Source organism: Acidocella sp. MX-AZ02, assembly GCF_000306035.1.
GTDB lineage: Bacteria > Pseudomonadota > Alphaproteobacteria > Acetobacterales > Acetobacteraceae > Acidocella > Acidocella facilis.
Genome location: NZ_JH976208.1, coordinates 754,283 through 776,282, shown reverse-complemented (window position 1 = coordinate 776,282; position 22,000 = coordinate 754,283). Strand labels below are relative to the sequence as shown.

Genomic DNA, 22,000 nt, shown 5'->3' with positions numbered 1-22,000 from the left:
AATTAAGTTCTTTTCCTGAACGCTCCTGGCCGCGAAGCTCCTGCCGAGACCAAGGGGTGTATCGCATATGGAACTACGCAGGATCGGCGTTATCGGGCTGGGCAATATGGGGTTCGGCATGGCCGCCTCGCTCAAGCGCGCCGGCTTTGAGGTGCTGGGCTTCGATATCAGTCCGGCCCGCCGGGCGATGATCGAAGCCGAGGGCATCATCTTCATCGAGGACCAGCTGGCTTTGCTGCGGCAGGTGGACGCGGCGGTGTTCTCCCTGCCCTACGCCAAGGATGTCGAAGCCGTGGTCACCGCCGAAGGGGGCTTGCTGAGCCGCAAGGATGCCTCGGTGCTGGTGATCGACACCTCCACCTCGGACCCCGGCACAACCCGCCGCCTCGCCGCCGCGCTGGCCGCGGCCGGGCATGGCTTGCTGGATGCGCCGGTCAGCGGCGGCCCCTCGGGGGCGGCTTCCGGCAGCCTGACAATGATGATCGGCGGCACCGAGGCTGATGTCGCCCGGGCCGAGAAGGTGCTGGCCGCGATGTCCGCCAAGGCCACCCATGTCGGCCCCAGCGGGGCGGGCAATATCGCCAAGCTGGTGAATAATCTGCTGGTGGCGGCGCATCTGGTGACCACCGGCGAGGCGCTGCGCCTTTCCGCCGCCGCCGGGCTCGCCCCGGAAGCGGCGCTGAAAGTGGTGAACGCCGCCACCGGCCGCTCCGCCATCAGCGAGGTGATGGTGCCGCGCTGGGTGTTACCCGCCAGCTTCGATAGCGGCTTCTCCGCCGGGCTGATGCGCAAGGATGTACGCCTGGCGATCGAGCTGGCCGAGGAAAGCGGCGTGGCGCTGCCGCTCAGCCAGCATGTGAAGCAGCTCTGGCAGGAGGCTGGCTGGCTCGCCGACCAGGATGATTTCACCCGCATGGCGGATTACCGCGACCGCAAGGAGATGGCGTGATGCCCGATACGATGACCATGAGCCACGCCGCCGCGCGTGTTGAGGCGCTGATCGGCCAGCTGCTGGGCGGCAAGATGGGCAGCTATATTGCAGGGGAGATCATCCCCGGCACCGGCGCCGCCCTGACCCTGACCAACCCGGCCGACGGCAAGGCCCTGCTCAGCTTCGCCGATGCCGGGGCTTCCGTGGTGGAACAGGCGATGCAGGCCGCCCGTGGCGCCCAGCGCGCCTGGATGGCACAGACCGCCGCCGCGCGCGGCCGGGCGATGAACGAGATCGCCCGTCTGGTCCGTGCCCATGCCGAGGCGCTGGCCGAGCTGGAAATGCTCTCCGCCGGCAAGCCGATCCGCGATACAAGCGGCGAGGTCGCCAAGGTAGCGGAGATGTTCGAATATTATGCCGGCTGGGCCGATAAGCTGCATGGCGAGGTCATCCCGGTTCCCAGCTCGCATCTGAACTATACCCGCCCGGAGCCGCTGGGCATTGTGGTGCAGATCACGCCCTGGAACGCGCCGATCTTCACCGCCGGCTGGCAGATCGCCCCGGCCATCTGTGCGGGCAATGCCGTGGTGCTGAAACCCTCCGAGCTCACCCCGCTCACCTCTCTGGTGCTGGGCAAATTGTGCGAGATGGCCGAGGGCGTGCCGAACGGCTTGGTCTCCATCCTCGCCGGTGCCGGCCCCACCACAGGTGCCGCCGCCGTGGCGCATGCTGATACGCGGCTGGTCGTGTTTGTCGGCTCCGCCGAGGCGGGCGCGCAGATCGCCGCCGCCGCCGCGCGTAACATTGTCCCGAGCGTGCTGGAGCTGGGCGGCAAATCCGCCAATATTGTCTTCGCGGATGCTGACATTGAACGCGCCTTGATCGGCGCCCAGGCCGCCATCTTCGGCGGTGCCGGGCAGAGCTGCGTGGCGGGCTCGCGCCTGCTGGTGGATCGCCGCATCCACGCCCAGTTCGTCGAGCGTCTGGCCGCGGCAGCGGCGAAAATCCCGTTCGGCCTGCCGAGCGATCCCGCCACCCAGATCGGCCCGATCAATAATCGCCGCCAGTTCGAAAAGATCGGCGCGATGGTGGAGGCTGCCACGCAGAGCGGCGCCTTGCTTGCCACCGGCGGCTTCTGCCCGGCCGCGCTGCAAAATAGCGGCGGCTATTTCTATGCCCCCACCATCCTGGCCGATGTCGCGCGCGATGCGCTGATCGCCCGCGAGGAGGTGTTCGGCCCGGTGCTCGCCGTGCTGACCTTCGAGGACGAGGCAGATGCGGTGGCGCTGGCCAACGACACACCTTACGGCCTGGCCGGGGCGGTGTGGACGCAGGATCCGGGCCGCGCCCATCGCGTGGCCGGGGCGGTGCGCGCCGGCACCTTCTGGATCAATGGCTACAAGACCATCAATGTCGCCTCGCCCTTCGGCGGGTTCGGGCGCTCCGGCTTTGGCCGCTCCTCCGGGCGCGAGGCGCTGAGCGCCTACACCCAGATCAAGAGCGTCTGGGTCGAGACCGCCGCCAACCCCGCCGCGCCCTTCGGCTATGTCGGCTGAGCTCCCCGGCTGGGCCGAGTTGCGGGCGGACGCCAAGGCCGGCCTTGGCGACGCGCCGGATCTCGGCCCCATTCTGGCGCCACTGCTGGCGGCGCGCAGCCCGGCTGAGGGGCTGGCCTGCATGCTCAGCCGGCTCCCCCCGGCCAATTGGCTGCCCACCGAGCGGCTGCGCGCCATCGCCCTGGCCGCCTATGCCGCCGATCCGGACGCGGTGGCGGCGAGCTTCGCCGATCTGGAGACCATCCACCGGCTGAATTTCGAGCCGGGCGGGCGGCTGGGCATCTGGCTCGGCGGGCGCGGCTTTCACATCCTCGCCGCTTGGCGTGTTGCCCATGCGCTGTGGATGAACGGCCAGCGCGCTCTGGCTTTGGCCTGGAAGACCGGGGCGGGCGTGCTGGGCGCGGATATCCACCCCTCAGCACGGATCGGCCCCGGGATTTTTCTTGATCACGGCATCGGCGTGGTGATCGGCGAGACGGCGGTGATCGAACCTGAAGTCTGCCTCTGGCATGGTGTCACCCTCGGCAGCACGCTGATGCAGGAGGGCGACCGCCATCCGAAAATCCGCCGTGGCGCCATTCTCGGCGCCGGCGCCACCATCCTGGGCAATATCGAAATCGGCGAAGGCGCGGTCGTTGCCGCCGGCAGCATGGTGCTGGCCTCGGTCGCGCCCTTCACCACCGCCGCCGGCAATCCGGCCCGGCCCCGCAGCGCCTACGCCCACCCTTACGGCTATACGAAACAGGACCATACGCTGTGACCACGCTGCCCGGCATCGACCATCCGCTCATCCTGGTCCGCGACATCGAGGCGGCCCGAGCCTTCTATAATTCGCTCGGCTTCACCCTCACCCCGGTCGGCCAGCATCCCTGGGGCACCAGCACCAGCCTGGCGGTGATGGAACGCTGCGCGCTGGAGCTGATGGGCATCTATGACGAAACCTTGATCGACAATCTCGAAATCGGCGGCTTCGCCTTTGGCCGGCACATGCAAGAGGCGCTGGCCGAGCGCGAGGGCATGGCGCTGGTGGCCCTGCACAGTACGGATAGCCGCGCCGACGCGGCGACGCTGAAAGCGCGCGGGCTGATCAGCCAGGGCCCGGTGGATTTCCGCCGCAAGGTTCGCCCGCCGGGCATGGACTGGGACGAGGCTGTGGTCTCGCTGGATATCTTCCTCGATCCTGCTCTGCCGCGCGCCTCGCATTTCCTGGCGCAGCAACATAAGCCGCATCTGCTCTGGCGCCCGGAATGGATGCAGCACGCCAATGGCGCGCATCACATCGCCGCCGTCACCTATCTGGCGCAGGCGCAGGAGAAAGCGCTCTCGCGCCTCACCGCCATGTTCGGCCCCGCAAATCCCGGCCCCGCCGGCTGGGAGGTGCCGACCGGCCAGGGCGTGTTCCGAGTGCTGCACCCGGCGGATTGGGCCTCGGTCTATGGCGACACGCCGCGCCCGGTGCTGGCGCCGAACGTCCCGGCGGGGGCGGCGATCGACATCGCGGTGCAGGATCTGGCGGCGGTGCGCGCGCTGCTGGCGCGGGCCGGGCACGATGTCTGCGAGACCGCCTCCGGCCCCGCCGTGCGCGATGTCGCCGCTTGCGGCAATGTCGTCATCCGCTTCGTGAAAGGCTGAGCCCATGACCTCCCGCATCGAAGCGCTCGAAAACGCTGCCGCCGCCTTCGATGCGGGGGACTTCGAAACCCACCTGGCCGGGCTCGTCGCCATCCCCAGCTCCTCGCAGGACCCCGCGCGCGCGGCCGATCTGGGGCGCTATCTGCAGCAGGGCATCGGCCCCTGGCTGGATGCGCTGGGCTTTCACTGGGAACTCCACCCGAACCCGAAGCCGGGGGTCGGGCCGATCCTGCTGGCCGAGCGGCTGGAGGGCGAGGATCTGCCCATCGTGATCACCTACGGCCATGGCGACACGGTGCGCGGCATGGAGGCGCAATGGAGTGCCGGGCGCACGCCCTGGGAATTGCGCCGCGAGCAGCACCCAGACGGCGCGCGCTGGTATGGGCGCGGCAGTGCCGACAATAAGGGCCAGCACGCCATTAATCTGTTCGCGCTCGAACAGGTGCTGCAGGCGCGCGGCGGGAGGCTTGGGGCGAATGTGAAGCTGGTGCTGGAAACCGGCGAGGAGGTGGGCTCGCCGGGCCTGCGCGACTTCGTCGCCGCCCATGCTGCGCGTTTGGCCGCCGACGTCTTCATCGCCAGCGACGGCCCGCGCGTGACCCCGACCACGCCCACCCTGGCCACTGGCACACGCGGCAATTATCATTTCGACCTGGTGGTGGCGCCGCGCCAAGGGGGCGTGCATTCCGGCCATTGGGGCGGGCTGACCACGGACCCGGTGATCGTGCTCTCACATGCGCTGGCCTGCATCGCTGATCGCAATGGCCGCATACTCGTGGAAGGCTGGCGCCCGGCGCCGCTCTCTCCCGAGATCAAATCCATGCTCGCCGGCTGCCCGGTGGATATGGGCGGCGCGGCGGCGACGCTGGAGCCGGGCTGGGGCGAGCCGGGTCTCTCTCCGGCCGAAAAACTCTATGCCTGGAACAGCTTCATCGTGCTGGCGATGCTGTGCGGCGCGCCGGAGGCCCCGGCCAATGCGCTCGCCCCGCGCGCCCATGCGCATTGCCAGATCCGCTACGTGCCGCAGACCGACCCTGAGACGCTGATGCCGGCCTTGCGCGCGCATCTGGATGCGGCGGGCTTTGCCGAGGTGAAGATCGAAAATCCGCGCATCGGCATGGCGGGCAGCGCCTCGGATGCGAACGACCCTTGGGTGGGCTGGGCCGTCGCCAGCATGGCGCGTTCGCTCGGCCACAAGATACAGCACATTCCAGCGACCTCCGGCGGCATGCCGGGGAATGTGTTCCAGGACCATCTGAACACGACGCTGATCTGGATTCCCCACGGCCATAATGGCTGCCAGCAACACGGGCCTGACGAACATCTGCTGGTGGCGGCGGCGCGGGAGGCCGTGCTCGCCTTCGCCGGGTTGTGGTGGGACCTCGGCACCCCCGAGACCGCAGAGGGTGCGCCGCCACGAAGAGGGCGGTGATGCAACAAGGACGATCAACAGGACCACACGGTTCCCATGTTTTTTGCGGTGCCGAGGCGGCACGAGGAGTGAGAGATGGAAAACACCACGATCTATGAGGGCACAGCGCCGCCGGCGCAGGGCAATCTGTTCACCAGCTGGACGGTGCATGGCTGGGCGCTGGCGATGACGGTGATCGCCGAGCTGATCGGGCCGATCAACGTGCCGCTGGGCAGCATGAAAGTCACGTTGCTGCCGCTGGTCTGGGGCATGCTGCTCGGCATTTTCGCCGGCATCATCGCCACCAAGCTGCCGCAGGGCCTGGGCGTGCGCCGGGCCGAGCAGCAGAAGGCCTCCGCCATCATTCAGGTTGCGGTGCTGATCTTCGTCGCCGATCTGGCGCTGCTGGTGGGGGCGGCGCTGCCGAAGCTGATCCAGTCCGGCTGGGCGCTGGTGTTCCAGGAGCTGGGCCATTTCCTCGGCACCATCATCATCGCGCTGCCGCTGGCATTGCTGCTGGGCATCAAGCGCGAGGCGGTGGGGGCCACCTACTCCGTCGGGCGTGAGCCGAACCTCGCCATCATCGGTGAAAAATACGGCATGAGCTCGCCGGAAGGGCGCGGCGTGCTGGCTGAATATGTCACCGGCACGGTGGTCGGCGCGGTGTTCATCTCCGTGCTCGCCAGCCTGATCGCCAGCACCGGGCTGTTCAACCCGCTGGCGCTGGCAATGGGCGCTGGCGTCGGCTCCGGCTCGATGATGGCGGCAGCGACCGGCGGCATCGTCGCGCAGTCCCCGGCCGGCATGGCGCATGACATCGCGGCCTTCGCCGCGGCCTCGAACCTGATCACCACGACGGTTGGCACCTATTTCACATTGTTCATCTCGCTGCCTTTGGCGAATTTCATCTATCGCACGCTGGAGCCGATGATCGGCCGCAAGGCTGTCGGCCAGCCGGATGCGAGCCTCTCGGTGAATGACGCCAAGGAGATCGCGTTCGGCTGGGGCACCATGGTCGGGCTGCTGGCCATCGTCGCCTTCATCGCGCTGGTGGCCGGCAACTGGATCACCTACAAGACCGCGCCGCAGGCGGCGCTGCTCGGCACGGTCATCATCGTCGCGGTGGCGGCTTTGGGCGCGACGCTGGCGCGCTTCCTGCCGGTGAAGATCCCGGCGGTGTTCTGGGCCACCTTGATCGGCATGGCGCTGACCGCGCCGTTCTGGCCGGGGGCGCATGCGATCACGCTGCTGACCGGGAAGATGCATTTCCTGGCGCTGGCGACGGTGGTGCTGACCTATGCCGGCATGTCGCTGGCCAAGGATATCAAGCTGTTCAAGGCGCTGGGCTGGCGGATCGTGCTGGTCTCGCTGGTGGCCAATGCCGGCACCTTCATCTTCGCGAGCCTGATCGCGGAAGTCACTTTGCCGAAATAAGGTCGCAAAAGTTCTGGGGGGGTTGTTAATCCCCTCGCAATAGCGGGGCGCCCCAATCGGAGCGCTCCGTTTTTTGTCAGAGCATCATCAAACTCGCATTCCCCCCGGCCGCTGCCAGATTGATGGACAGCGAAACCTCCTCCACCAGAAACTCTGGCCGATACGGCAACGCCTGATCACCGCGCAGCGCATGCACCGGCAGCACAGCCCCCGGCCGGTTTGCGATCTCCTTTGCCACAGCCTGCACATTTCCCGCCTCGGCCAGCACCGCAGCCACCTCATCCGCGCGCGCGGTGAAATGCTGCGCCAGCGCGGGCGGCAGAGCCGGCAGCGCCATGCCCTCCACACAGCCGCGATTGCCGGTGGCGAGGCAGGCGATGATCTGCGCGTAGAGCCCGTTCAGCGTGGCTGGCCGCAGCAGCAGCGCGCCGCGCGGATGCAGCGCGTAGCGGTTACGCTCCCCCACCGGGCCGGGCAGGTCCAGCATTACGCCGGGGAGTGGGGATGCGGCGTAGAGCCGGGCCAAGGCGGCGGCCTCATCCTCGCCCGCCGCATCCGCCCAGGCGATGAAGTCCAGCAACGGCGCGGGGGCAGGCGCGTGGAAGGGCGGCAAAGCGGGCGCGCGCACCAGGCGACTGAGATAAAGCGGCCCGCCGGCTTTCGGCCCGGTGCCCGAAAGCCCGCGCCCTCCGAAAGGCTGCACGCCCACCACGGCGCCGACCATGTTGCGATTGACGTAGAGATTGCCGGCCTTGATCCGCGACGTCACCGCCGCCTCGGTCGCGGCGAGACGGGTATGCAGCCCGAAGGTGAGGCCGTAGCCGGTGGCGTTGATGGCGCTGATCAGGTCCGGAAGCGCGGCACGGCGATAGCGCAGCACATGCAGCACTGGGCCGAACACTTCGCGCTCAAGCTGGGCGATATGGTCGACCTCGATCAAAGTAGGCGCGACGAAATGCCCCTGCCCTGCCGGTGCGGCAAGCCGGGTGACCGGCGCGCCGGATTTTCGTAGCGCTGCGATATGGGCTTCGATACCGGCCTTCGCCTCAGCCGAGATCACCGGGCCGATATCCACCGCCAGCGCGTCCGGCCGGCCCAGGCGCAGCTCCGCCATCGCGCCTTTCAGCATGGTGAGGATGCGATCCGCTGCTTCCTCTTGCAGGCACAGCACACGCAGCGCCGAGCAGCGCTGGCCGGCGCTGTCAAAGCCAGAGAGCAGCACATCCGCCACCACCTGCTCGGGCAAAGCGGTGGAATCGACGATCATCGCGTTCTGGCCACCGGTTTCGGCGATCAGTGGGATGGTCTGGCCGGTTGCGGTGAGGCGCCCGGCGAGCTGCGCCTGGATCAGCCGCGCCACTTCGGTGGAGCCGGTGAACATCACCGCTTGCGTTTCGGGGGCGGCGACCAGGGCAGCCCCGATGGCGCCGTCGCCGGGCAGGAGCTGCAAGGCCTCGGGGGGAATGCCGGCCTCGTGCAGAATCGCCACCGCCTGGGCGGCGATCAACGGGGTTTCCTCGGCCGGCTTGGCCAGCACAACATTGCCTGCCGCCAAAGCTGCCGCGATCTGGCCGGTAAAGATGGCCAGCGGGAAATTCCACGGGCTGATGCAGACCACCGGGCCGAGCGGGGCCTGGCCGTCCTGCAGCGTGGCGCGGGCCCGCACGGCGTAATAGCGCAGAAAATCCACCGCCTCGCGGATTTCGGCGATGGCGTTGGGCATGGTTTTGCCGGCCTCGCGGATGATCAGGCCAAGCAGCGGCGCGGAGCGCGCCTCCAGCAGATCAGCCGCACGCTCCAGCGCGGCGGCGCGGGTGGCGACGGGTTCAGCGTGCCAGCTTGCGGCGGCGGCGACGCGCATGGCGTCGGGGATTTGCGCGGGCGTGGCGTCGCGGACCTCACCGACGATGTCGTTGAGATCGGCCGGGTTCAGCACCAGGCGGGGCGCGCTGCCGCCTTGCGCCGGGGCGGCCTGCCAGCGCGTGGCGACACTTGCCTGCAAAGCGGCGGAGAGGCTGGCGAGGGTGGTTTCGTCGCTGAGATCGATCCCCGCGGAATTCCGACGATCAGGATAGAGCGCGGCGGGGGCTGCGATTTTCTCGTGCGGCGCACCGGGAATGGGCGATGCGGCCAGAATCTCCGCCGGGTCGGCCACCAGGGCCGCAACCGGCACCGCCGGATCGGCGATGCGGTTGACGAAGGAGGAGTTCGCGCCGTTTTCCAGCAGCCGGCGCACCAGATAGGCCAGCAGCGTTTCATGGGTGCCAACAGGCGCATAGATCCGGCACGGGCGGCTCCCCACCATTTGCTCATAAAGCGGCTCGCCCATGCCGTGCAGGCACTGGAACTCGTACTGCCCCTCATGAAAATCCGGCCCGGCGAGATGATGGATGGTCGCCAGAGTCTGCGCATTATGCGTGGCGAATTGCGGGAAGATCGCATCCGGCGCGGCGAGCAAAGCGCGCGCGCAGGCGATATAGGCGACATCGGTATGCAGCTTGCGGGTATAGACCGGGAAATCCGCCAGACCGTCCTGCTGGGCACGCTTGATCTCGGCATCCCAGTAAGCGCCCTTGACCAGCCGCACCATCAGCCGGCGCCTGGCGCGGCGTGCCAGATCGACCAGCCAGGCGATCACGGAGGGGCAGCGCTTGCCATAGGCCTGGATGACGAAGCCCAGCCCCTGCCAGCCCGCCAGCGCCGGGTCCAGCGCCAGCGCCTCCAGCAGGTCGAGCGAAAGCTCCAGCCGGTCGGCTTCCTCGGCATCGATGTTCAGCCCGATATCGTAGCGCTTCGAAAGCAGCGCCAGAGCGCGCAGGCGCGGCAGCAGCTCCGCCATCACCCCGCCCGGCCTGGGCGCGGCCATAGCGCGGATGCAGGGCCGAGAGTTTGATCGAGATGCCCGGCCCGGCAATAACGCCCTTGCCCGAAGCCGCCTGGCCGATGGCGTGGATCGCGGCCTCATAATCGGCGAAATAGCGGGTGGCGTCCTGCGCTGTCAGCGCCGCCTCGCCCAGCATGTCATAGCTGTAGCGAAAGCCCTTCGCCGCAAACGGGCGGCCATGGGCGAGCGCCTCCTGGATGGTCTGGCCGCTGACGAAAGCGGCCCCCAGATGGCGCATGGCGCGGTCCATCGCGGCGCGGATCAGCGGTTCGCCGGCGCGCCCCACCAGGCGGGTGAGGGCTGCACCCAGGCTGGCCTCGGGGTGCGGCGCCACCAGCCGGCCGGTGAGCGCCAGCCCCCAGGAGGCCGCGTTGACGAACAGGCTTTTCTCAGCCCCCAGATGCGCGCCCCAATCGCCGCCGGCGAGCTTGTCGCGGATCAGCGCGTCACGGGTGGGGGCGTCGGGGATGCGCAGCAGCGCCTCGGCCAGGCACATCAGCGCAATGCCTTCCTCGCTGGAGAGGGCGTAATCCTGCATCAAGGCCGCCATCGGGCTGGCGGGTTTTTGCGCCCGCAGGCGGGTGACCAGGGCGCTGGCGGTTTGCGCGATGGCGGCGCGGTCCTCCGGCGCCAGCGTGGCGGCGGCGAGCAGTGGCGCCATACAGTCCGGCTCGGCGCGGCGATAGAAGGCGGTGATGGCCTGGCGCAAGGCGGTTTGCGGGCCGATGGGCGGGGCGAAAGCGGCGAAAAGCGGGGCGTGGATCATGTTTCACGGCTTAGCATTCGCAGCCAAGGCGATTTGCCTTATAATGACAGTTAGAAATGCTTTTATGACTTATTTTCTTTATATTTTTAGGCAATATTTATGCAAAATCCCGTTTCTATAGCCAATTTAGATGAGTTCGACCACAAGCTCCTCGCTTTGCTCTCCCGCGACGGGCGGATGAGCGTCACCGCCCTGGCGGAGCAGGTCGGCCTCTCCAAAACCCCCTGTCAGGCGCGGCTGAAAAAGCTGCAAGAAAGCGGCGTGATCACCGGATTCCGCGCGGTGCTGGACAGTGCCCGGCTCGGCCTCACCCATATCGCCTTCACCGAGATCAAGCTCTCCGACACGCGCGAGGCGGCGCTAAGCCAGTTCAACGCGGCGGTGCGGCGCATCCCCGAGGTGGAGGAATGCCATATGATCGCCGGACCCTTCGATTATCTGCTGAAAGTGCGGACCGCCGATATTCAGCGCTACCGCGCGGTGCTGGGCGAAGCGATCTCGGCGCTGCCCTTCGTCGCCTCCAGCTCCACCTACGTGGCGATGGAAACCGTGAAGGAACGCTGAGCCAGGCAGGCTTGACAACCTTGCCGTGCGGGTGCTCCCTTGCCCGCACCGAGGGGGGCTCTGCGAGAGAGCTGAGATGTGGCCAGGGGCTTTTGCCCACCGCCGCGGACCCTTTGAACCTGATCCGATTAACATCGGCGGAGGGACGGGGGATGAATTCGTGAATCCATGCACCCGTGCTCCGCTACAAAGGGAGACGTGCCGTGGATATCGAGACCAAGACCCTCAGCGTAACCACTGGGCCGATTGCAGGATCGCGCAAGATCTATTCCCCAGCACCGGGACATCCTGACATCGCGGTTCCGTTCCGAGAGGTGGCACTGCACGCCAGCGCGCAGGAACCGCCGCTGCAGCTTTATGACACGTCCGGCGCCTACACCGACCCGGCTGAGCCCCTCTCGCTTGAGGATGGATTGCCGAAATTGCGTAATGCTTGGCTGAGCAAACGCGGTTTACGCGCCTATGCAGGCCGGCCGGTGAAGCCTGAGGATAATGGCCATGCCAGCGCGGAGACGCTCGTGGCCCCCTGCCCCGCGGCGCATGACGTGCGGATAGGCGATGAGACGGCGCTGGTGACGCAATATGAATTCGCCCGCGCCGGCATCGTCACCGAGGAGATGATCTATGCCGCGCACCGGGAAAATCTCGGCCGGGCAGCCGCGCATGAGCAGGCGCAGGCGAGGGTGGCGGATGGCGAGAGCTTCGGCGCCGCCTTGCCGGAATTCGTCACACCTGAATTCGTGTGCGCGGAAATCGCCGCCGGGCGGGCCATTCTGCCGGCCAATATCAACCATCCGGAGCTGGAGCCGATGGTCATCGGCCGCAATTTCCTGGTGAAGATCAACGCGAATATCGGCAATTCGGCGGTGACCTCCGATGCGGCGGCGGAGGTGGAGAAGCTGGTCTGGGCGATCCGCTGGGGCGCGGATACGGTGATGGATCTCTCCACCGGCCGGAATATTCACAATATCCGAAGCTGGATTCTACGGAATTCACCCGTGCCGATCGGCACGGTGCCGCTTTATCAGGCGCTGGAAAAAGTAGGCGGCGATGCGGCGAAGCTGGATTGGGTGCTGTATCGCGATACGCTGATCGAACAGGCTGAGCAAGGGGTGGATTATTTCACCATCCATGCCGGGGTGCGGCTGGCGCATGTGCCGCTGACGGCACGGCGCGTCACCGGCATCGTCTCACGTGGCGGTTCGATCATGGCGCAATGGTGCCTGGCACATCACCGGGAAAGTTTCCTTTACGAGCATTTCGACGAAATTTGCGACATCATGCGCCGCTACGACGTGTCGTTCTCGCTGGGTGACGGGCTGCGCCCTGGCTCGAACGCGGATGCGAATGACGCGGCACAGTTTGCCGAGCTGGAGACGCTGGGCGAGCTGACGCGCAGGGCCTGGGCGAAAGGCTGCCAGGTGATGGTGGAAGGCCCCGGCCATGTGCCGATGCATAAGATCAAAGCCAATATGGAGAAGCAGCTTGCCACCTGCGGCGAGGCGCCATTCTATACGCTGGGTCCGCTGACCACGGACATCGCGCCCGGCTATGATCATATCACCTCGGCGATCGGCGCCGCGATGATCGGCTGGTTCGGCACCGCCATGCTCTGCTATGTCACGCCCAAGGAGCATCTCGGCCTGCCGAACCGGGAAGATGTGAAAACTGGGGTGATTACCTACAAGCTGGCGGCCCATGCGGCGGACCTGGCGAAGGGCCATCCGGCGGCGCGGCTGCGTGATGACGCGATTTCGCGGGCGCGTTTCGAATTCCGCTGGGAGGATCAGTTCAATCTCGGTCTGGATCCGGATACAGCACGAGCCTTTCACGATGAGACGCTGCCGAAGGAGGCGCATAAGAGTGCGCATTTCTGCTCAATGTGCGGGCCGAAATTCTGCTCCATGAAGATCAGCCAGGATATCCGCGCCGAGGCGCAACGCCAGGAGGGGATGGAAGCAATGCGCGCCGCCTTCACCGAGGCTGGCGGCGCGCTTTATGTGACAGCCAAAGACAAAGGATGACGAATGCCGGGCGGGAGCAGATAGCAACGCCTCCGCCCCCTTCCTGCCCTGCCAGTGACGAGCCCCCGCAGCGCCGCGAATCACCATAACGGCGCCGTCGACAAGAAATACAGGGCATGGCGTTGTTCGCGAAGCAAAAAAGATCCTGGCGACCTAGACATGCTATGCTCGTCGAGTCTGCAGACCACGAGGGAGGCAAGACACTAAATCGCCGAACGACCAAAGTTAAACCTCAGAAACCAGGTTGATCGCCTCACTCGCCATTCCAGCGTTAACGCAGGCGAAATTGATATGACATCGAATGCACAGGCTTGCACCCCTCCTCCCGAAGGAACGATAGAAGCCAAATACAAGCTTTCTTCTATCTGCATTGAAAGTCGGTAACCAGTATTGAACCTTATCCCACACCTCCAATTTCTGACTCCACTGGCTTTTAATCAGGCTTTCTGAGCGATCTGTTCGGATCGCACACTGCCTTTTCCAAGAAAGGCGAGAACAATGCCGGCAAGGAGTGGTGCGATGGATAGCCATGACGTAAAGCCTATATTATCTTCCTTAGATCTTTCGGAAGTGAGCACCGCAAGCTCCAGGCCGTTTTCTCTCTTCTGTTCTGGTCAACAAGGCGATTTCGAGATTGCATATGACCTAGGATTCACGCACGCCCTTATTGACAACGGTGCGCTGATCAATAGCGTGCTCAAAACAGGCCTCGTTCCAATTATGCGAGCGCAGGATACCGAAGCCGCCAGGATGCTGGGTTGGCTAGAAGAGGGCGTTGGAGGATTTTACGTAGAGGCGCTGTCACGGTTATCAGCTGCGACCGTCAATATGTGCTTGAAAGACATCAAGACATATAATAAAAATGTGATTTTCATCGCGGATTGCTTCGGCGCCTCGCCGCAGGAGCTGAAATCTTATGAAGCAGGCGAGTTTGCCTTCGCGAACTCCTCCTCATGCTATTGGGATTTCTCCTCGGGCTGGTTAAATCAGGATACAAACAGAATAGAATCGATCGCCTCGGCTCTTGCCCACGCTTCACCCCCTGGATCCCGTGATTGGAACGGCGCGGCAGCCCGGCGTGCATTGCGGTTTTCAGCATTATTTGCCCCAGGCTGGGCAGTGGATCGCACATTCTTGTTTCAAGGCGATCCAGATTTTCTTAATGAAACTAAAGACCTCTTGGAACTCCGTTGTAAACTTGATCCGATGTCAACGCGGCGTGCGGCACGGCTTATTTCTGCCCCCGGAGGAACGCCAGCGCTTTTGCGGCGCGGTGATCTCGTGATTGGAGTCAATCAATCTCTGGATCGTGCGGCGGCAATGCCCGCGGCCCACATTCTTCCATACCTAGACTGCGCCCTGCTTCAGGATAGCACTGGAGTTGGCGTAACCGCCTCGGGTAACATCACTTTAGCACCGGGTGAAGTAGCGCACTTTATCCGTCAAGCGCTTAGCTTTTCGCATGTCCGCGCACCCATATTGAACACCAACGCACCGCGCATCGCTATTGAATCACTCGCACCTAGCGTTGATCAAGGCCGCTTTCCGACGCGGCGAATTATTGGAGAATTGGTCAAGGTCAGCGCTGATTTGATCACTGATGGCCATGATAAGATCGCCGCGGAACTGGTTTATCGTGCGGGGCCTAACGAAGCTTGGCATAGCTTAGCAATGAACCATAGCGGCAATGACTCTTGGCAAGCTTCCTTTCCGTTAGAAAGGCTCGGGCAATATGAATATTTCGTACAGGCTTGGTTTGATCGTTTTGCAACATTAACCGACGGATTGAGGAAAAAAATTGCCGCTCGACAAAACGTGACGCTTGAACTGCGTGAAGGACTTGCGTTGGTTGACGAAGCCGCTGCCGCGGATACCAGGCTCAATTCAATCGCAGCTCGGTGCAAAGGGCTTGATCAATTAAATTTACAAGAATGCCTTTTGAATCCGGAGTTCGAGAGTACAATCCAAGTCGCATTACCTCGCAGATTCCTTTCAGTCTCTTCAATTATGAAACTCGACTGCGAACAGGCCGGGGCGCGTTTTGCCAGTTGGTATGAAATATTTCCTCGCAGCCAGAGTGGAGACGTAACACGCCACGGCACCTTTACAGATGTAATCTCGCAACTTCCACGTATAGCCGCGATGGGCTTCGATGTGGTTTATTTCCCGCCCATTCATCCAATAGGAAAAACAAACCGAAAAGGGCCAAATAATAGTCTTCAGGCGCAAGCTAGTGACCCCGGAAGCCCTTACGCTATTGGTGATGAAACTGGCGGGCATGACGCGTTGCATCCAGAACTGGGTACGTTAGCTGAATTTAAAAACTTAATCGCTGTGGCGGATAAGCACGGGTTATCAATCGCATTGGATTTCGCGATCCAATGTTCCCCAGACCATCCCTGGTTAAAAACGCGCAAGGAGTGGTTCGACTGGCGGCCAGATGGCTCACTACGTTATGCAGAAAATCCGCCAAAAAAATACGAAGACATAGTCAATGTCGATTTCTACGCTCCTGGTTCTATTCCAGACCTTTGGCTAGCTCTGCGCGATATTGTGCAGTTCTGGGTCGATCAGGGTATACGCTATTTCCGTGTCGATAATCCTCATACCAAACCTCTACCTTTTTGGGAGTGGATGATTGCCGACATCCGCAGCAGACATCCGGACACAATATTTCTAGCTGAAGCATTTACTCGCCCAAAATTGATGTATCGTCTCGCCAAGCTCGGTTTTTCCCAGTCATATACCTACTTTACATGGCGCAACGAAAAACAAGAGTTGATTTCCTACATGGGAGAATTAGCCCATGGGCCGGCCAAAAATTTTTTCCGGCCACTTTTTTTTGTGAATACGCCGGATATCAATCCGATCTTCCTGCAGCGCAGTGGACGCGGAGGGTTTCTTATCCGCGCTGCGTTGGCAGCTACTTTGTCGGGCCTATTCGGTGTCTATAATGGCTTTGAATTATGCGAAGCTGCACCAGTTCCTGGAAAAGAAGAATACCTCAATTCTGAAAAATATGAAATAAAAGCTTGGGATTACGCCAAGGCTGGCAATATCATTTCTGAAATCACGACTTTGAATATGATCCGCCGGGAGACAACGGCATTGCAATCTCATCTCGGGATCGAGTTTCTGCACTGCGAAAATGAAAACATTCTTTATATGAGACGGTATTCAGAGGATGTTAGTTTTATTCTTGTTGTGATTAGCTTGGATCCGCACCAGGTACAGGAGACATTGATTGAAATTCCGCTTTGGCGAGTTGGACTTCCGGATGATGGCGTCGTCGTCGTTGAGGACTTGACTCGATCCAGCAGCTTTTTCTGGCATGGAAAACATCAGAATATCCGTTTAGATCCGCACGAGTTGCCATACAGCATCTGGCGCCTACAGCCATAGAGGACCGAAACATGAATCCGCTTCGCTCTACAGCCGCTGATCCACAATGGTATAAGGATGCCATTATATACCAGTTACACGTGAAATCATTTTTTGACGCCAACAACGATGGTGTTGGAGATTTTCGTGGACTTATTCTGAAGCTGGATTATATCGCTAGTCTGGGTGTTAACACAATTTGGCTGCTTCCATTTTACCCCTCGCCGCGCCGTGACGACGGTTATGACATCGCCGATTATCGTGATGTACACCCCGAATATGGATCAATTGCCGACGTCAAAGCATTCATCCAAGAAGCGCATAAGCGCGAGATGCGTGTCGTAACCGAGCTCGTGATCAATCATACGTCTGACCAGCATCCGTGGTTTCAGCGCGCACGTTTGGCTAGGCCGGGATCTGCCCATAGAAATTTTTATGTCTGGTCTGATAGCGACAAAAAATATGAGCAAACACGTATTATTTTCATCGATTCAGAAAAGAGTAACTGGACATGGGACGAAACCGCTAATGCATTCTATTGGCACCGCTTTTATCATCATCAGCCTGATTTAAATTTCGACAATCCACAGGTTGTAAAAGAAGTTTTAAAGGTCATGCGCTTCTGGCTTGACCTTGGAGTAGATGGCTTGCGCCTGGATGCAGTACCTTATCTGATTGAACGCGACGGCACGAACAATGAAAATTTGCCCGAAACCCATGCAGTTTTACGTCAGATCCGCGCAGCGTTGGACGCTCACGCACCGGGCCGCATGTTGCTCGCAGAAGCCAATCAATGGCCAGAAGATGCCCAGCAATATTTTGGAGATGGCGACGAATGCCACATGTCTTTCCATTTTCCCTTGATGCCTCGAATGTACATGGCGATCGCACAAGAAGATCGTTTTCCAATAACAGATATTATGAGGCAAACACCAGAAATTCCGGCATCTTGCCAGTGGGCGATTTTCCTTCGCAATCACGACGAACTGACGCTAGAAATGGTAACGGACTCGGAGCGTGATTATCTCTGGAACACTTACGCTGCCGACAAGCGCGCCCGCATCAATCTCGGCATACGTCGACGCCTGGCGCCATTAATGGATCATGATCGTCGACGCATTGAATTGATGAACGGGCTCTTGCTCTCGATGCCCGGCACGCCCGTCATCTATTACGGTGATGAAATCGGCATGGGCGACAATATTCATCTTGGCGACAGAGATGGGGTACGCACTCCTATGCAATGGTCACCCGATAGAAATGGAGGCTTTTCGCGTGCAAATCCTGCAGATCTCGTACTTCCAGCTGTCATGGATGCAATCAGCGGCTTCGATGCTATTAATGTCGAACGCCAATCGGCAGATCAATATTCGCTGTTGAATTGGATGCGGAGGATGCTGACCGTACGCAAAAGACACAAATCTTTCGGTCGCGGGATACAGCAATTTCTTTACCCTGCCAACCGTAGAATTCTTGCATTTCTACGCCGCTTCACCAACGAGTCTGGAGACGAGGAAAAAATCCTCTGCGTTTATAACTTATCACGCACGGCGCAAGCGGTGGAGCTGGATCTGTCTGCACTCGAAGGACTTGTGCCCGTGGACCTGATTGGCGGTTCTGGGTTTCCAGCTATTGGCCAACTAACTTATCTTCTGACGTTACCACCGTTTGGATTTTACTGGTTTGCGCTCACCACGGAAGAGGCCTTACCGCCCTGGCATATTAAGCCTTCCACACCACTGCCAGAATTGACGACACTTGTCATCCGCAAAGACGTGAATGAAATCGCCACGGCGCCTGCAAGGCGAATTTTGGAAACCGACATTCTTCCCTCCTACTTAGTCCGTAGGCGTTGGTTCCCGGCCAAGGACCAGGACATTTCCGAAGTACGCTTAACACGAATGCAGCTCATTTCCGAGCATTTGCAAGACGTTTTGCTCACTGAAGTCGAAGTGGAAGTGCGGGGCCATTTGCAACGGTTCAATCTGCCGTTAGGAATTTCTTGGGACGGGGAGACAAATGCACCATTGCCTTCACAATTGGCATTGGCGCGCGTGCGCCAGGGGCGCCGGCTCGGCTATCTTACGGATGCATTCGCGTTAGATTCTTTTCCGGCCTTGATGGTGCGCGCACTCCGCGCTGGACAGACTGTCCAGGTCGCTGATGGAGCTACTATCGTTTCCCGCCCTGAGGCGCCGCTTGCCGCAATCGAGCTACCCGCAGAGCCGGAAATCCGCCGCCTTTCCGCAGAACAGTCCAACAGCTCATTGACCCTCGCACAGAAAATCGTTGTTAAATTGATACGACGAGTGAACTCTGGCATCAATCCTGAAGTCGAAATGATGCGACATTTGACCAAACAAGGCTTTGCCAATACGCCTTCGCTGTTAGGGGAAATTATGATGACCAAACCTGATGGTGAGGTGCATTCAATTGTCGTGGCACAGTCATTTCAAGAGAATCAAGGTGATGCCTGGCAATATACATTGAATTATCTTGATCGGTTTATCGATCAGATAGGCATTGGCGGCCGTAATTCCGAGGATGAAGCAGATCTCATGAATGCCTACGCGAGCTTCGCCCGCGCCCTCGGTACTAGATTAGCAGAGCTACACGAGGTCTTAGCCCGACCGTGCGCAGACAAATCCTTCCATCCAGTGACCGTGTCGCGTAACGAGGCTAAGAAATGGGGCGAGGCTGCGTTCAAACAGTTTGAGGCTGCTTTGGCAGCAATCGAGAAGCTGAAAGAATATTCTGATGAGCAGACGGCGAGGTCAGCAAGGTTTCTACGGGACTGCTCGGGCGATCTACAAAAATTGCTGCCAAGCCTTGCATTGACGGGCGAAGGAACATTGGCAACGCGCGTCCATGGCGATTTTCATTTAGGGCAAGTGCTCGTCAATAGGGGTGACGCCTGGATCATCGATTTTGAAGGCGAACCGTCAAAACCTCTAGCAGAGCGGCGCGCGAAGAGCGCACCGGCTCGCGATGTGGCCGGGCTGCTACGCAGTTTCGATTACGCCATTGCTGTCGCTCAACAAGGACAGAAGACCCTGGAAAAGGCCCAGGCCGAAGCTCCGCTACATCGCTTCTGTGAGACGATGCGCGCTGAGTTCAGCGGGGCATACACAGAAACAAGGCAACAAAGGCAGGACGAACTTCTTCAACTTTTCTTGGTCGAGAAGGCAGCTTATGAGATCTGCTACGAGGCTGCTAACCGACCAAGTTGGACCGGAATTCCGATACGTGGTCTCGCCGCTATTGCATCACGGATTTTAGTGCGGGAAGAACATGATGCTTGATCCGGCGCTTCAAGCTTTGGCAGAAGGGCGGCATGGCGATCCGTTTGCGTTGCTTGGGCCTCACGGAACGATTGTTCGTATGTTGTTGCCGTATGCCAGCCGCGTGGAATTGATAGGACCTACCGGCGTGTCGTTCGCCGAAGCACAGCATCTTGAGCAGGGCGTGTGGGAGGCACGGGTTGATGCGCCAACCGCCTACCGTCTACGGGTCGATTGGGGGGGGGTTAGCGAGGAGTTCGAGGATCCCTACAGCTTTGGAACTTTGTTGTCCGACTTCGATCTTTTCTTGCTTAGCGAAGGGAGGCAGCATCTGCTGGCAGATTGCCTCGGCGCGCGGATACTGGAAATTGACGGAGTCCCGGGCGTGCGATTCTCGGTTTGGGCGCCGAATGCGCGACGCGTTTCCGTGGTTGGCGGCTTCAATGGCTGGGACGGGCGACGCCACGCCATGCGCCGGCGCGATGGTGGTGTGTGGGAAATTTTCATACCGTGCCTACCGGCGGGTAGTTTGTATAAATATGAAATTCTCGGGCCGCATGGCTTGCTGCCCTTAAAAGCCGATCCGGTGGCTCGACAAGCGGAATTGCCACCGGCGACGGCGTCGGTTGTGGCGGCACAACTGCCGGCCGTGCTGCGGCGCGCGCCTCTTCCCGATGATGCGCCACTCTCCATCTATGAGGTACACGCGCCCTCTTGGATGCGTCATCACAATGGTGCGAGTTACGATTGGGACGAGTTGGCGGAGCGGCTTGTACCCTACGCGAAAGATCTTGGTTTTACGCATATTGAACTTTTGCCCGTTATGGCCCACCCGTTTGGTGGGTCCTGGGGGTATCAGCCTCTCAGTCAATTCGCGCCGATGCCTAACATGGGTACACCGGACGCATTTGCACGCTTTGTCGGTGCCTGTCACGAGGCAGGTTTGGGTGTGATCCTGGACTGGGTTCCGGCGCATTTTCCATCCGACGAGCACGGGCTGGCGATGTTTGATGGCACCCACCTCTATGAGCATCAGGACCCACGGGAAGGTTTCCATCAGGATTGGAATACGCTGATTTACAATCTTGGCCGCACCGAGGTGAAGCAATTCTTGATTGCCAGCGCGTTATTTTGGTTGGAACAATATGGGGTGGACGGGCTGCGGGTGGATGCTGTCGCCTCCATGCTGTATCGTGATTATTCGCGCGCTGAAGGGCAATGGGTGCCTAACATCCATGGCGGCCGGGAAAACCTCGAAGCTGTGTCATTTTTAAAGGAGCTATCAGAGACGATCGCGGCGCGGGTGCCCGGTGCGTTGCTGATTGCAGAGGAGTCCACCGCTTGGCCTGGAGTCAGCCGTCCGGTGGCCGAAGGTGGGCTAGGCTTTACGCATAAATGGAATATGGGGTGGATGCATGACAGCCTGCATTACGTGCAGGAAAATCCGATCCATCGGGCCTACCATCATGGGCAGCTGACCTTCGGCTTGGTGTATGCGTTCTCAGAGCGGTTTGTTCTGCCAATTTCGCATGATGAGGTAGTGCATGGCAAAGGTTCGCTGCTTGGCAAAATGCCGGGCGATGAATGGCAGCGCTTCGCCAATCTGCGCGCCTACCTTGCCTTCATGTGGGCGCATCCAGGCAAGACGCTTTTGTTCATGGGTTGCGAGTTTGGCCAACCTACCGAATGGAACCATAATGCCGAATTGCCCTGGCACTTGCTGCAATATGCACCGCATGCCGGAGTGCAGGGGCTGGTTCGGCGGCTCAATACAACGCTGGCGAAAAATCCGGCGTTGTATCAGCGTGATTTCACGTCGGACGGGTTTCGCTGGGTGATCGAGGATGATGCCGGGCAGAGCGTCTATGCATTTCTGCGCCAGGGCGCGCCGGACGGGAAACGGGTTCTGGTGCTCAGCAACTTCACCCCCTTGCCGCGCCATAATTATCGCGTCGGTATACCGGAAGGACGGTGGGAAGAGATTTTGAATTCCGATGCGATGGAATTTGGCGGCTCCGGTGTCGGCCATTGCGGTGTGCGCGAGAGCGAGCCGCATCCTTCTCATGGCCAACCGGCCTCCTTGTCCCTGTCTCTGCCGCCACTCGGCGTACTCTATCTGCGGGAGCTCTAGACCAT

11 protein-coding genes, 1 pseudogene and 1 riboswitch are annotated in these 22,000 nt (G+C 61.2%); of the genes and pseudogenes, 11 read left to right on the top strand and 1 reads right to left on the bottom strand.

Features of this window, described 5'->3' with window-relative positions; translation table 11 throughout:
* Nucleotides 1-67 precede the first annotated feature (67 nt).
* The 6 genes from MXAZACID_RS11960 (at nt 68) to MXAZACID_RS11935 (ending at nt 6,964) form a co-directional block, all read left to right on the top strand.
* Nucleotides 68-949: an NAD(P)-dependent oxidoreductase gene (locus tag MXAZACID_RS11960; RefSeq protein WP_008494632.1), complete on the top strand. Its 882-nt coding sequence runs from the start codon at nt 68-70 to the stop codon at nt 947-949.
* Nucleotides 949-2,487 (top strand): aldehyde dehydrogenase family protein, encoded by a 1,539-nt coding sequence (locus MXAZACID_RS11955; RefSeq protein ID WP_008494630.1) that lies wholly within the window; start codon nt 949-951, stop codon nt 2,485-2,487. The genes MXAZACID_RS11960 and MXAZACID_RS11955 overlap by 1 nt, the downstream gene beginning before the upstream one ends.
* Nucleotides 2,477-3,247 carry a serine O-acetyltransferase gene (locus MXAZACID_RS11950; RefSeq protein ID WP_008494629.1) on the top strand — a complete coding sequence of 257 codons (771 nt, stop codon included), beginning with the start codon at nt 2,477-2,479 and terminating at the stop codon, nt 3,245-3,247. The genes MXAZACID_RS11955 and MXAZACID_RS11950 overlap by 11 nt, the downstream gene beginning before the upstream one ends.
* Nucleotides 3,244-4,119: a VOC family protein gene (locus MXAZACID_RS11945; RefSeq protein WP_008494628.1), complete on the top strand. Its 876-nt coding sequence runs from the start codon at nt 3,244-3,246 to the stop codon at nt 4,117-4,119. Before MXAZACID_RS11950 ends, MXAZACID_RS11945 begins: the two co-directional genes overlap by 4 nt.
* A gap of 4 nt (nt 4,120-4,123) precedes the next feature.
* The gene (locus MXAZACID_RS11940) at nt 4,124-5,551 is read left to right on the top strand and encodes a M20/M25/M40 family metallo-hydrolase (protein WP_008494627.1); all 1,428 of its coding nucleotides are present in this window, start codon (nt 4,124-4,126) and stop codon (nt 5,549-5,551) included.
* Between the two features lie 75 nt (nt 5,552-5,626).
* Nucleotides 5,627-6,964, top strand: a complete 1,338-nt coding sequence (locus tag MXAZACID_RS11935) for a DUF3100 domain-containing protein (RefSeq protein ID WP_008494626.1) — start codon at nt 5,627-5,629, stop codon at nt 6,962-6,964.
* A gap of 76 nt (nt 6,965-7,040) precedes the next feature.
* Here MXAZACID_RS11935 and putA read toward each other — a convergent pair.
* Nucleotides 7,041-10,614, bottom strand: a pseudogene (putA, locus tag MXAZACID_RS11930) (bifunctional proline dehydrogenase/L-glutamate gamma-semialdehyde dehydrogenase PutA).
* A 99-nt stretch (nt 10,615-10,713) separates the two neighbouring features.
* On the opposite strand from putA, the gene MXAZACID_RS11925 reads away from it, so the two are divergent.
* From MXAZACID_RS11925 to glgB, 5 genes are all read left to right on the top strand, one after another.
* A complete protein-coding gene (locus tag MXAZACID_RS11925) occupies nt 10,714-11,178 on the top strand; it encodes an Lrp/AsnC family transcriptional regulator (RefSeq protein WP_008494625.1) in 465 nt (154 codons plus the stop codon).
* 41 nt (nt 11,179-11,219) lie between these two features.
* A riboswitch (TPP riboswitch) is annotated at nt 11,220-11,341 on the top strand.
* 40 nt (nt 11,342-11,381) lie between these two features.
* Nucleotides 11,382-13,202, top strand: coding sequence for a phosphomethylpyrimidine synthase ThiC (gene thiC, locus MXAZACID_RS11920; protein ID WP_039885215.1), 1,821 nt, complete (start codon nt 11,382-11,384; stop codon nt 13,200-13,202).
* Between the two features lie 519 nt (nt 13,203-13,721).
* Nucleotides 13,722-16,604: an alpha-1,4-glucan--maltose-1-phosphate maltosyltransferase gene (locus tag MXAZACID_RS11915; protein ID WP_240376629.1), complete on the top strand. Its 2,883-nt coding sequence runs from the start codon at nt 13,722-13,724 to the stop codon at nt 16,602-16,604.
* Between the two features lie 11 nt (nt 16,605-16,615).
* Nucleotides 16,616-19,885, top strand: coding sequence for a maltose alpha-D-glucosyltransferase (gene treS, locus MXAZACID_RS11910; RefSeq protein WP_039885214.1), 3,270 nt, complete (start codon nt 16,616-16,618; stop codon nt 19,883-19,885).
* Nucleotides 19,878-21,995, top strand: a complete 2,118-nt coding sequence (gene glgB / locus MXAZACID_RS11905; protein WP_371137077.1) for a 1,4-alpha-glucan branching protein GlgB — start codon at nt 19,878-19,880, stop codon at nt 21,993-21,995. Before treS ends, glgB begins: the two co-directional genes overlap by 8 nt.
* Nucleotides 21,996-22,000: the final 5 nt, after the last annotated feature.

What these genes read in the sequence shown, in the direction of transcription:
- MXAZACID_RS11960 (WP_008494632.1), top strand. Translation starts at nt 68, where the DNA reads ATGGAACTACGCAGGATCGGCGTTATCGGGCTGGGCAATATGGGGTTC.
- MXAZACID_RS11955 (WP_008494630.1), top strand. Translation starts at nt 949, where the DNA reads ATGCCCGATACGATGACCATGAGCCACGCCGCCGCGCGTGTTGAGGCG.
- glgB (WP_371137077.1), top strand. Translation starts at nt 19,878, where the DNA reads ATGCTTGATCCGGCGCTTCAAGCTTTGGCAGAAGGGCGGCATGGCGAT.
- MXAZACID_RS11915 (WP_240376629.1), top strand. Translation starts at nt 13,722, where the DNA reads ATGGATAGCCATGACGTAAAGCCTATATTATCTTCCTTAGATCTTTCG.
- MXAZACID_RS11940 (WP_008494627.1), top strand. Translation starts at nt 4,124, where the DNA reads ATGACCTCCCGCATCGAAGCGCTCGAAAACGCTGCCGCCGCCTTCGAT.
- MXAZACID_RS11925 (WP_008494625.1), top strand. Translation starts at nt 10,714, where the DNA reads ATGCAAAATCCCGTTTCTATAGCCAATTTAGATGAGTTCGACCACAAG.
- treS (WP_039885214.1), top strand. Translation starts at nt 16,616, where the DNA reads ATGAATCCGCTTCGCTCTACAGCCGCTGATCCACAATGGTATAAGGAT.
- MXAZACID_RS11935 (WP_008494626.1), top strand. Translation starts at nt 5,627, where the DNA reads ATGGAAAACACCACGATCTATGAGGGCACAGCGCCGCCGGCGCAGGGC.
- MXAZACID_RS11950 (WP_008494629.1), top strand. Translation starts at nt 2,477, where the DNA reads ATGTCGGCTGAGCTCCCCGGCTGGGCCGAGTTGCGGGCGGACGCCAAG.